The sequence below is a fragment of the Mesorhizobium sp. M7A.F.Ca.CA.002.04.1.1 genome (assembly GCF_004022805.1).
GTDB classification, from domain to species: Bacteria; Pseudomonadota; Alphaproteobacteria; order Rhizobiales; family Rhizobiaceae; genus Mesorhizobium; species Mesorhizobium ciceri.
On sequence record NZ_RZPL01000081.1, the window covers coordinates 1 to 12010 of the forward strand.

10 protein-coding genes are annotated in these 12010 nt (G+C 63.8%); all 10 read left to right on the forward strand.

All coding sequences use genetic code 11. The features are described from left to right. The first annotated feature begins 48 nt into the window (after nucleotides 1-48). Complete coding sequence (murD, locus tag ENZ75_RS06705) at nucleotides 49-1449, forward strand: UDP-N-acetylmuramoyl-L-alanine--D-glutamate ligase (RefSeq protein ID WP_063168311.1); 1401 nt, start codon at nucleotides 49-51, stop codon at nucleotides 1447-1449. Continuing rightward, nucleotides 1449-2600 carry a putative lipid II flippase FtsW gene (gene ftsW / locus ENZ75_RS06710; RefSeq protein WP_013530956.1) on the forward strand — a complete coding sequence of 384 codons (1152 nt, stop codon included), beginning with the start codon at nucleotides 1449-1451 and terminating at the stop codon, nucleotides 2598-2600. Before murD ends, ftsW begins: the two co-directional genes overlap by 1 nt. Before the next feature lies 1 nt (nucleotide 2601). Beyond that, nucleotides 2602-3729: an undecaprenyldiphospho-muramoylpentapeptide beta-N-acetylglucosaminyltransferase gene (murG, locus tag ENZ75_RS06715; protein WP_063168310.1), complete on the forward strand. Its 1128-nt coding sequence runs from the start codon at nucleotides 2602-2604 to the stop codon at nucleotides 3727-3729. Further along, nucleotides 3726-5132 carry a UDP-N-acetylmuramate--L-alanine ligase gene (gene murC / locus ENZ75_RS06720; protein ID WP_013530958.1) on the forward strand — a complete coding sequence of 469 codons (1407 nt, stop codon included), beginning with the start codon at nucleotides 3726-3728 and terminating at the stop codon, nucleotides 5130-5132. Before murG ends, murC begins: the two co-directional genes overlap by 4 nt. Further along, nucleotides 5129-6094: a UDP-N-acetylmuramate dehydrogenase gene (murB, locus tag ENZ75_RS06725; protein WP_063168309.1), complete on the forward strand. Its 966-nt coding sequence runs from the start codon at nucleotides 5129-5131 to the stop codon at nucleotides 6092-6094. Before murC ends, murB begins: the two co-directional genes overlap by 4 nt. Nucleotides 6095-6486: 392 nt before the next feature. Beyond that, complete coding sequence (locus ENZ75_RS06730) at nucleotides 6487-7413, forward strand: D-alanine--D-alanine ligase (protein ID WP_013530960.1); 927 nt, start codon at nucleotides 6487-6489, stop codon at nucleotides 7411-7413. Next, complete coding sequence (locus ENZ75_RS06735) at nucleotides 7401-8342, forward strand: cell division protein FtsQ/DivIB (RefSeq protein WP_063168308.1); 942 nt, start codon at nucleotides 7401-7403, stop codon at nucleotides 8340-8342. The genes ENZ75_RS06730 and ENZ75_RS06735 overlap by 13 nt, the downstream gene beginning before the upstream one ends. Next, nucleotides 8339-9646 (forward strand): cell division protein FtsA, encoded by a 1308-nt coding sequence (gene ftsA, locus ENZ75_RS06740; RefSeq protein ID WP_013530962.1) that lies wholly within the window; start codon nucleotides 8339-8341, stop codon nucleotides 9644-9646. The genes ENZ75_RS06735 and ftsA overlap by 4 nt, the downstream gene beginning before the upstream one ends. A gap of 68 nt (nucleotides 9647-9714) precedes the next feature. After that, nucleotides 9715-11394: a cell division protein FtsZ gene (ftsZ, locus tag ENZ75_RS06745; RefSeq protein ID WP_063168307.1), complete on the forward strand. Its 1680-nt coding sequence runs from the start codon at nucleotides 9715-9717 to the stop codon at nucleotides 11392-11394. Nucleotides 11395-11675: 281 nt separating this feature from the next. After that, on the forward strand, nucleotides 11676-12010 hold a 335-nt coding region (locus ENZ75_RS06750; protein WP_164887747.1), incomplete at its 3' end, for a UDP-3-O-acyl-N-acetylglucosamine deacetylase.

A 12010-nucleotide genomic window follows, 5' to 3' on the forward strand; every position in this document is an offset into this window, starting at 1 on the left:
CCTGGGGCTGGTCGGCCTGTCGACCCTCAAGCTGAGATAGGAAGCCCTTTGATCCCCGCCGCATCCTTTTCAGGCAAGCGCGTTTCGCTCTTCGGGCTTGGTGGCTCGGGGATCGCGACGGCGCGCGCGCTGATCGAGGGCGGCGCGGACGTGCTGGCCTGGGACGACAATCCCGACAGTGTGGCCAAGGCCGCCATTGCCGGTATCGCGACCGCTGATTTGCGCGGCGCCGACTGGGCGAAATTCTCGGCCTTCGTGCTGTCGCCTGGTGTGCCGCTGACGCATCCCAAGCCGCATTGGACGGTGGAACTGGCGCGCGGCTCAGGCGTCGAGATCATCGGCGACATCGAGCTTTTCTGCCGCGAGCGGGTGCTGAGCGCGCCGACAGCGCCTTTCATCGCCATCACCGGCACCAACGGCAAGTCGACGACGACCGCGCTGACCGCGCACATCCTGAAAGCCGCGGGACGGGATGCCCAGATGGGCGGCAATATCGGCCGCGCGGTGATGACGCTCGATCCGCCCGAGCCCGATCGGCACTATGTCGTCGAGTGTTCGTCCTACCAGATCGACCTCGCGCCCTCGATCAATCCGACGGCCGGCATCCTGCTCAACCTGACGCCCGATCATCTCGACCGCCACGGCACCATGCAGCACTACGCCGCGATCAAGGAGCGGCTGGTGGCCGGCAGCGAGACGGCGATCGTCGGCATCGACGATTCCTGGTGCGCGCAGATTGCCGAGCGGCTGGAGCGGGCGGGGCGGCATGTCATCCGCATTTCCAAGCGCCTGCCGCTGACCGACGGCTATTTCGCCGATGGCAGCAATTTGATGGAAGCTGTGCACGGCCGTTACAGCCGTGTCGCCTTCCTCGAAGGCATCGGCTCCTTGCGTGGCCAGCACAATGCCCAGAACGCTCTGGCTGCGGTCGCCGCTTGCCTCAAGGTCGGGCTGGAGCTTGGCGAGATCCAGTCGGGGCTGGAAAGCTTTCCCGGCCTCGCGCACCGCATGGAGCAGGTCGGCCGCAAGGACCATGTGCTGTTCATCAACGATTCCAAGGCGACCAATGCCGATGCTGCGGCGCCGGCGCTGTCGAGCTTCGCGCGCATCTACTGGATCGCCGGCGGCCTGCCCAAGGAAGGCGGCATCGAACCCTTGCGCGGTTTCTACCCGCGCATCGCCAAGGCCTATCTGATCGGCGAGGCGGCGCCGGCGTTTTCGGCGACGCTGGGCGAGGCCGTGCCCTACGAGATTTCAGGCACGCTGGCCGCGGCGGTCGAGCACGCCGCGCATGATGCGGCTAAGGACGACAGCGGCGAGGCGGTGGTGCTGCTGTCGCCGGCCTGCGCCAGCTTCGACCAGTTCAAGAATTTCGAAGTTCGCGGCGAAGCCTTCAGGCAAGCTGCGAATGCTATCGAGGGTGTGAAACCCATCGGAGGGGCACGATAATGCAGAGCCGTCTCGACAAAAGTCCGGTTGCGACCTGGTGGTGGACGATCGATCGCTGGTTCCTGGCGGCGTTCCTGTCGCTGATGGGCCTCGGTATCGTGCTGTCCTTCGCGGCGAGCCCGGCGGTCGCCGAACGCATCGGCCTCGACAGTTTCCACTTCGCCACCAGGCAGATCATCTTCACCGTACCGGCGCTCGGCGTGATGCTGGCTGTGTCGTTCCTCGATTCCAGGCAGATCCGGCGCATGGCGCTGATCATGCTGTGCCTGATGCTGGTGCTGATGGTGGCGGTGCTCTACATCGGCGTCGAGGTGAAGGGCGCACGCCGCTGGGTGTCGCTTGCCGGCCTGTCGATCCAGCCGTCGGAATTTTTGAAACCAGCCTTCGTCATCATGTGCGCCTGGCTTTTCGCTGAGCACAAGCGCCAGCCCGACATTCCCGGCAATCTGTTCGCCATGTTGCTGCTGGTACTGGTCGTGTCGCTGCTGGTGGCGCAACCGGATCTCGGCCAGACCATGCTGACGACCGGCACCTGGGGCATCATGTTTTTCATGGCCGGGCTGCCCTGGCTGTGGATCGTTGCGCTGGGTGCCGCCGGCGTCGGCGGCGTTTTCGCCGCCTATACGGTGTTCCCGCACGTTGCCTTGCGCATCGACAAGTTTCTTACCGGCGAAGGCGACACATTCCAGGTCGATATGGGACGCGACGCGCTGATCAATGGCGGCTGGTTTGGCGTCGGACCAGGTGAGGGCACAGTCAAGCGCGTTATTCCCGACAGCCATGCCGACTTCGTCTTCTCGGTCGCAGGCGAAGAGTTCGGACTGATCATGTGCTTCTTCATCATGTCGATATTCGCCTTCATCGTGCTGCGCGGCCTCAACACGGCGCTGAAGGAGCATGACGATTTCACCCGCTATGCGGTCGGCGGCCTCGTCACCGTCTTCGGCCTGCAGGCGGTCATCAACATGTGCGTCAACCTCCAGCTTGTGCCGGCCAAGGGCATGACGCTGCCGTTCATCTCTTATGGCGGCTCTTCGCAGATCGCCATCGCCATCTCGATGGGGATGGTGCTGGCGCTGACACGCAAGCGGCCGGAAAAGCGCAAGCAGATGGGCTTTGGCCTGTCGCAACGCGCCGTGCCGGCGGAGTGATATGGCCAGAGGCGTCATCCTTCTCGCGGCAGGCGGCACCGGTGGGCATCTTTTCCCGGCCGAGGCGCTGGCGCATGAGCTGAACGAGCGCGGCTGGTCGGTGCACCTGGCAACCGACGACCGTGCCGAGCGTTTCGCCGGCCATTTTCCGGCCGCTGCCGTCCACCCGATCCAGTCGGCGACGATGGGCTCGAAAAATCCTTTTGCCCTGCTTGGTGCCTTCTGGAAAATCTGGCGCGGCGTGCGCCAGGCTTCTGCCGTCATCGCCAGGATCAAGCCGGATGCCGTCGTCGGCTTCGGCGGCTATCCAACCTTGCCGCCGCTCTACGCGGCGACACGGCGCAAGGTACCGACCCTGATCCATGAGCAGAACGCGGTGATGGGGCGCGCCAACCGGGCGCTGGCCGGCCGTGTCGACGCGATCGCCGGCGGCTTCCTGCCGCAGGACAGCAGTGCAGCCGGGGTCAAGACGGTGACGACAGGCAATCCGGTCCGGCCTGCGGTGCTGGAAGCGGCCAAGACTGCCTATGCGGCATCTGCCGGGGATCAACCGTTCCGCCTGCTGGTTTTTGGCGGCAGCCAGGGCGCCCAATTCTTTTCCGATGCCGTGCCGGGAGCCATTGCGCTGCTTTCCGACGCCCAGCGCAAACGGCTGGTCATTACCCAACAAGCGCGCGCCGATGACGTGGCGCGGGTCAAGGCGGTCTATGCCACCCTTGGCGTCGCCGTCGAGGTCTCGCCCTTCTTCACCGACATGGCGGCACGCATGGCGGCCGCTCATCTGGTGATCTCGCGTTCCGGCGCCTCGACCGTCTCGGAGATCGCCGTCATCGGCCGGCCGGCGCTGCTGGTGCCTTACCCCCATGCGCTCGATCACGATCAGGCGGCGAACGCGGCGGCCCTTGCCGCTGCCGACGGCGGCGAAGTGCATCCGCAATCCTCGCTCTCGTCCGAACGCATCGCAGCGCTTGTCGGCGGGCTGATGGACGACCCCGATCGGCTGACGGCAATGGCGGCGGGTGCGAAATCGGCCGGCAGGCCGGACGCGGCACGGTTGCTCGCCGATCTTACAGAGGCTATTGCGTCCAAAAAAACCGTTTCGGATTTCAGGAAGGGGACGCAAGCATGAAGATGCCGCAGACCATCGGCCTTGTGCATTTCATCGGCATTGGCGGCATCGGCATGAGCGGCATTGCCGAAGTGCTGCACAATCTCGGCTACAAGGTGCAAGGGTCCGACCAGGCCGAAAGCGCCAATGTGCAGCGGCTGCGCGACAAGGGCATCGAATGCTTCGTCGGCCATAGGGCCGAGAATCTCGGCGATGCCGAGGTGGTGGTCGTCTCGACGGCGATCAAGAAATCCAACCCTGAGCTGAAGGCCGCGCGCGAAAAGCTGCTGCCGATCGTGCGCCGGGCCGAGATGCTGGCCGAACTGATGCGCTTTCGCCAGGCGGTGGCGATCGGCGGCACGCATGGCAAGACGACGACGACCTCGATGGTGGCGACCTTGCTCGATGCGGGCGGGCTCGATCCGACCGTGATCAATGGCGGCATCATCAATGCCTACGGCACCAACGCCCGCATGGGCGACGGCGAATGGATGGTGGTCGAGGCCGACGAGAGCGACGGCACCTTCCTGAAACTGCCGGCCGAGATCGCGGTCGTCACCAACATCGACCCCGAGCATCTTGACCACTATGGCAGCTTCGACAAGGTGCGCGAGGCGTTCCGCCAGTTTGTCGAGAACGTTCCGTTCTACGGTTTTGGCGTGATGTGCACCGATCACCCCGAAGTGCAGGCGCTGGTCAGCCGCATCGAGGACCGCCGGGTCATCACCTATGGCGAGAATGCGCAGGCCGACGTGCGCTTTACCAATCACCGCATGTCAGGTGCCATTTCGGAATTCGACGTGGTGATCCGCGACCGCAAGACCGGCGGCCAGACTGTCATAGCAGGCCTGCGCCTGCCGATGCCCGGCCGTCACAACGTCTCCAACGCGACGGCAGCAATCGCGGTCGCGCACGAACTCGGCCTGTCGGCCGAGGCGATCAAGAAGGGCCTGTCGTCCTTCGCCGGCGTCAAGCGCCGCTTCACCCATACCGGTTCGTGGGACGGCGTCGAAATATTCGACGATTACGGCCACCATCCGGTCGAGATCTCGGCGGTGCTGAAGGCGGCGCGCAGCGCCACCCAGGGTCGTGTCATCGCCATTGCCCAGCCGCATCGCTTCACCCGGCTGCATGATCTGTTCAACGAGTTTTCCACCTGCTTCAACGACGCCGACACAGTAATGGTGGCGCCGGTCTACGCCGCCGGCGAAGAGCCGATCGACGGCGTCAGCTCGGACGCGCTGGTGTCGCGCATCCGCGCCGGCGGTCATCGCGACGCGCGCTACATCGAGGGCCCGGCGGCGATTGCGCCCATCGTCCGTGATCTGGCCAAGCCGGGCGATTTCGTCGTCTTCCTTGGAGCCGGCAACATCACCCAATGGGCCTATGCGTTGCCCAAGGAGCTTGGCGGGACCGTCTCATGAGGCACGGCCAGGCCCTGATCGACAGACTTGGCGACCGGCTTGCCGGCCTGCGTGGCCGCCTGACGCCGAACGCCGAGATGGACAAGATCACCTGGTTCCGTGCCGGGGGGCTGGCTGAAGCGTTGTTCCAGCCGGCCGATGAGGAGGACCTTGCCGCGTTCCTGAAAGCCGTTCCCGAAGAGATACCGCTGACGGTCGTCGGCGTCGGCTCCAACCTTCTGGTCCGCGATGGCGGCATCGAGGGCTTTGTCATTCGGCTTTCGGCCAAGGGCTTCGGCGATGCCGAGGTGATTTCGCCAATCAGGATCAAGGCGGGAGCTGCGACCCCCGACAAGCGCGTCGCAGCGGTGGCGCTCGAGGCCGGCATTGGCGGCTTTCATTTCTACCACGGCATTCCGGGTGCAATCGGCGGTGCGCTGCGAATGAATGCCGGCGCCAATGGCGTCGAGACGCGCGAGCGCGTCATCGAAGTGCGAGCACTCGATCGCAAGGGCAATGTGCAGACGCTGAGCAATGCCGATATGGGATACGCCTATCGCCATTCGGCGGCTCCCTCCGGGCTGATCTTCACCTCCGCCGTGTTCGAAGGCTTTGCCGAGGACAGGGCGACCATCAAGGCTGCGATGGAGGCCGTGCAGAACCATCGTGAGACCGTGCAGCCGATCCGCGAAAAGACCGGCGGCTCGACCTTCAAGAATCCCGACGGCACATCGGCCTGGAAGGAGATCGACAAAGCGGGCTGCCGCGGCCTGATGATCGGCGGCGCGCAGATGTCGCCGATGCATTGCAACTTCATGATCAACACCGGAACCGCGACCGGCTACGACCTTGAATATCTCGGCGAGACGGTGCGCACGCGGGTGCTGGAGAATTCCGGTATCCGGCTGCAATGGGAAATCAAGCGCATCGGCAATTTCCGGCCAGGGCATGCCGTTCAGGAGTTTCTCGGGCAGCTCCTTTAAGGTGCGCTGATATTCAGGTGATGCTCCGCTCCGGTTCTCGAAAGCCATCGTTTTCGACTCGGCCTGACCTGAATCTCGACACACCTAGCGCCTCGTTGAAGTTCATGTGATGCATGAACTTCAACGAGGCGAAAAACGGTCCGCGACCGTTGCCGCAAAGACTCAACGACACGCTTTTCGCATCCATTTTCTTAGAAAGTGAATCTCTCGGAATCGTAAGCACTTGCCAGTGAATCAACTCTCTGATTCTCTGCTCGAAAGCGTTTCCTGATTTGAGTCGTTCGACGCGTTTTCAGCGTTTTCCGTCTGGGGGGGCAACCTGCCGGGAGACTCTGACTCAATGTTGCGGAAAATCTGGTTTTGGTCCGCCGTGAGAGAGGGGATGCCGGGGAATGAAAAACAAGCATGTGGCCGTCCTGCTGGGTGGTTTTTCGTCCGAGCGGCCCGTGTCCCTGTCCTCCGGAAAGGCTTGCGCCGATGAGCTTGAGAAGGAAGGTTACCAGGTCACCCGCGTCGATGTCGGGCGCGATGTCGGCTCCGTGCTTGCCGAGCTCAAGCCCGATGTCGCCTTCAATGCGCTGCACGGCCCTTTTGGTGAGGATGGCACCATCCAGGGCATCCTCGAATATCTCGGCATTCCCTACACCCATTCCGGCGTGCTCGCCTCGGCTCTGGCCATGAACAAGGAGCAGGCCAAACGGGTTGCCAAGTCGGTCGGCATCGTGGTCGCCGAATCGAAGGTCGCCAGCCGCTTCGCCATCCAGAACAAGCATCCGATGAAGCCGCCCTATGTGGTCAAGCCGGTCAATGAGGGTTCGAGCTTTGGTGTCGTCATCGTGCATGAAGGCCAGTCGCATCCGCCGCAGGTTCTTGGCTCGTCGGAGTGGAAATATGGCGATACCGTCATGGTCGAGCGCTACATCCACGGCAGGGAGCTGACCTGCGCGGTGATGGGCGATGTGGCGCTGGGGGTCTGCGAGATCATCCCGACCGGCCATTCCTTCTACGACTATGATTCAAAATATGTCGCCGGGGGATCAAAGCACGAATGCCCCGCAAAAGTTTCACCGAATATTTACCAAAAAATACAAACACTGGCGCTCAAGGCTCACCAAGCGATCGGCTGTCGGGGCGTTTCCCGGTCGGACTTCCGTTATGACGATCGGCATTCCGAAAACGGCGAGATTGTCTGGCTCGAGGTCAACACCCAGCCGGGTATGACGCCGACGTCCTTGGTGCCTGAAATCGCCGCCCATGCCGGGCACTCGTTTGGCGATTTGTTGAGTTGGATGGTGGAGGACGCTTCGTGTCTGCGTTGAAATGGGGACAGGGTAGGGAGAGGGGCGCGGCCGGTCCGGCGCTGTTCGGCCTGTCGTTGTCGTTGGACCATTTCGTGCTGCCGCGGATGCTGCGCCGCCCGGTGCGCATTATGGCGCGCCTCGGTGTCGGAGAATTCCAGGCGCCACGCTTTTCCGCGGCCATGATGTCGGCCGTGCTGATTTTCTCGAGCAGTGCCTATGGCGCCTATCTCGGCGGTCATGTCGACGGTATCGTGCAGAGCATCACCGCCCGTACCGGATTTGCCGTCGATCAGGTCAAGGTGGTGGGCAATCGCCAGACCTCGGAAATCGATATACTCGACAGGCTTGAACTCGACGGCTGGACGTCGCTGATCGGCTTTAATGCCGAGGCCGCGCGGGAACGAATTGCGACCTTGCCGTGGATCGAGGTCGCGGCGGTGCGCAAGGTCTATCCGCATACGCTGGAAGTGCGTGTCGAGGAGCGTGAGGCTTTCGCGCTCTGGCAGCAGGGTGACGAGCTTTCGGTCATCGAGAAGAATGGCGCCATGATCGCGCCGTTCTCGGGCGGCAAGCAGGTGCTTCTGCCTCTGCTGATCGGCACCGGCGCGCCGGCGAGCGCGCCCGATTTCCTGGCCAAGGTCGAAAAATATCCCGAGCTCGCGAACCGGATCAAAGGTTATATCCGTGTCGGCGAACGGCGCTGGGACCTGAAGCTGGACAATGGCATCACCATCAAGCTTCCCGAGGACGACGAGGATCAGGCGCTCGCCGAACTCGTGAAGATGGATCATGACAACGGTTTGCTGTCGCGCGACATCGCCGCCGTCGACATGCGCCTGACGGACCGGCTGGTCGTCCAGTTGACGGCGGAAGCGGCGACGCAGCGCGAAGCCGCCCTCAACGAGAAACCCAAGAGCCTGAAGCGCAAGCCGGAGACGAAGATATGAGCTGGCTTGGCAGTCCTGGCGATGCCGCGTCGCGCCGGTCTGGCACCCTGACGGTGCTGGATGTCGGTTCGAGCAAGGTCTGCTGCATGGTGGCCAAGCTCAAGCCGTGCGATGACGGCAAGCTGCTGCGCGGCCGTTCGCACCGGATCCAGGTGATCGGCATCGGCCATCAGAAGTCGCAAGGCGTGAAGTCGGGTGTCGTGGTCGATCTCGACAGGGCGGAGCATGCCATCCGCCTTTCCGTCGACGCAGCCGAGCGCATGGCCGGGCTGACGGTTGATTCGCTGATCGTCAACATGACGGCCGGCCGGCTGAAGAGCGAAGCCTTCTCCGCCACCATCAATCTTGGCGGCCACGAGGCCGACGAGGCCGACATCAAGCGCGTTCTCGGTGCAGGCGCCAAGCAGGCGCTGAAGGCCGAGCGCGAAGTGATCCATTCGCTTCCCGTCGGCTTCTCGCTGGATGCCGAACGCGGCGTGCGCGATCCGCGCGGCATGGTCGGCGACGCACTCGGCGTCGACATGCATGTGCTGACCGGCGACGCCGCGCCGATGCGCAATCTGGAGCTGTCCATCAACCGTTCGCATCTGTCGGTCGAGCGCATGGTGGCGACGCCCTATGCCAGCGGGCTGGCGGCGCTGGTCGACGACGAGCTGGAAATGGGTGCGGCCTGCATCGACATGGGCGGCGGCACGACGACGATCTCGGTGTTTTCGGAAGGCAAGTTCGTCCATGGCGACGCCATCGCCATCGGCGGCAACCATGTCACGCTGGACATGGCCAAGGGGCTGTCGACCTCGCTTGATGCCGCCGAACGGCTGAAGGTGATGCATGGTTCGGCGCTGCCCGGCAGCGCCGACGATCGCGACCTGGTCTCGATCCAGCCGATCGGTGACGATGGCGACGTGCCCTTGCAGATCCCGCGCTCGGTGATGACGCGCATCGTGCGCGCCCGCATCGACGAGACGCTCGAACTGCTGCGCGACCGGCTGAACAAGTCCGGCTATGGCAATGCAGTGGGCAAGCGTGTGGTTCTTACCGGCGGCGCCAGCCAGCTTGCCGGCCTGCCGGAGGCGGCGCGCCGCATTCTGGGACGAAATGTGCGCATCGGCCGCCCGCTCGGCGTGGCCGGCCTGCCGGAAGCGGCGAAGGGGCCGGCCTTCTCGGCCGCGGTGGGGCTTCTGATCTACCCGCAGATGGCGAGCTTCGAGAGCCATCCGGCGAAAGGAATTTCCGGTCTCAAAATGACCGGAACGGGCGGAAAACTGCATCGCATGAGTCAGTGGTTGAGAGACAGTTTCTAAAATTGACGGGGACAGCCCCATAGGCGGCCGCGGCGGCGAAGCGGCGTGAAAGGCAAAGGACGGAGACAATGACCATCAATCTGCAAAAGCCGGACATCACCGAGCTTAAGCCGCGCATCACCGTGTTCGGTGTCGGCGGCGGCGGCGGCAATGCCGTCAACAACATGATCACCGCCGGTTTGCGCGGCGTCGAGTTCGTGGTGGCCAACACCGACGCGCAGGCGCTGACCATGTCGAAGGCAGGCCGCCTGATCCAGCTCGGCGCTCACGTCACCGAGGGGCTCGGTGCGGGATCGCAGCCGGAAGTCGGCCGTGCGGCGGCGGAAGAGTGCATCGATGAAATCCTCGATCACCTGACCAACACCCATATGTGCTTCGTGACAGCCGGTATGGGCGGCGGCACCGGCACCGGTGCTGCTCCCGTCGTTGCCCGCGCAGCGCGCGAAAAGGGCATCCTCACCGTCGGCGTCGTCACCAAGCCGTTCCACTTCGAAGGCCAGCGCCGCATGAAGACCGCGGACTTCGGCATCGAGGAATTGCAGAAATGCGTCGATACGCTGATCGTCATCCCCAACCAGAACCTGTTCCGGCTGGCCAATGACAAGACCACCTTCGCCGATGCCTTCGCCATGGCCGACCAGGTGCTCTATTCCGGTGTCGCCTGCATCACCGACCTGATGGTCAAGGAAGGTCTGATCAATCTCGATTTCGCCGACGTGCGCTCGGTCATGCGCGAGATGGGCAAGGCGATGATGGGCACCGGCGAAGCTTCGGGCGAGGGCCGCGCGATGGCCGCCGCCGAAGCGGCGATCGCCAACCCGCTGCTCGACGAAACCTCGATGAAGGGCGCCAAGGGCCTGCTGATCTCGATCACGGGCGGCCGCGACCTGACGCTGTTCGAAGTCGACGAAGCGGCGACCCGTATCCGCGAGGAAGTCGACCAGGACGCCAACATCATCCTGGGCGCCACTTTCGACGAGGAACTCGAAGGCGTCATCCGCGTCTCGGTGGTTGCCACCGGCATCGACAAATCGGCGGCTGAAATCGCCGCTGCGCCGATCTCGATCCGCACGGCGCCTCCGAAGCCGGTCAGCCGCCCGGCGGCTCAGATCGCGGAGGCTCGCCCGGCGCCTGTTCAGCAGGCGGCCTACGAGCCACGCGCTGTCGACCCTGTCGCCGAAGCCATCCAACTGGCCGAAGCCAATGCCGCGGCGATGGCGCAGGCGCGCCCGGCTCCTGTCGCTCACGCAGAAGATTTCCGCCCACAGAGCAAGATCTTCCAGGCGCCGCCAGCACAGCCGATGCCGCAGCCGGTGGTCCAGCAGATGCAGCCGGCCCCGCAGCCGCGCGAGATGCTGCGCGAAGCCCCGCAGCCTGTTGCCATGGCACCTCAGCGTATGCCGCGCGTCGAGGACTTTCCGCCGGTCGTCAAGGCCGAGGTGGATGCCAAGAGCCGCCCGGTGGACCACGAGAACAACAGCGGACCGATGGGCCTGCTGAAGCGCCTGACCAACGGACTGACCCGCCGCGAGGAAGAACCCGCAAGGCTGCAGCCGGCGCAGCCGCGTGAGCCCAAGCTGCGCCAGGCGGCGCCCGAAGTGCGCCGCCTCGCCAGCCAGGATGCGCAGCTCTATGCGCCGCGCCGTGGCCAACTCGACGATCAGGGCCGCCTGACGCCGCAGGTGAGGACGACTCAGGAAGACGATCAGCTGGAGATTCCGGCGTTCCTGCGCCGCCAGGCCAACTGATTGGTAAACGGACTGTAACATTTGTTAACAGGCAAGCGAGGAATCGCTTGCCTGTTAACGTTTTAAATGATGTGATTTCAATAACTTACAAAGTCGCACCCATTCCAGTTCGCGGTTACACAGAGTAAGAAACCGTGATTTGGAGTCTCCCTGACGGGACATTATCTTCGCTGCCTACCATCATCGGTTTGCCGGGATTTCGGGGGAAGTCGCCCTGCCAACCGATTCACACAAGAGCCGCGCCCTCGGGCTGGAGAAGCGGACCTAGGCATTACGGGCTTATGGGGATTGTCTTGCACGACTATCAGACGACATTGAAGACGCGCGCGTCGCTTACCGGCACCGGCGTCCACAGCGGCAAGGAAGTGTCCATCAGCTTCATGCCGGCGGATGCCGACACCGGCATCGTTTTCCAGCTTTTCAACGGTGCCGAGCAGGGCCGCGAGTTTCGTGCCCTGGTTTCGGAAGTCGGCGCCACCGACCTGTGCACCATGCTTGGTGATCCCGCCGGCGAGCATATCGCCACGGTCGAGCACATCATGGCGGCGCTGTTTGGGCTCGGCATCGACAATGTCGCTGTCGAGATCGACGGTTCCGAGGTTCCGATCTTCGATGG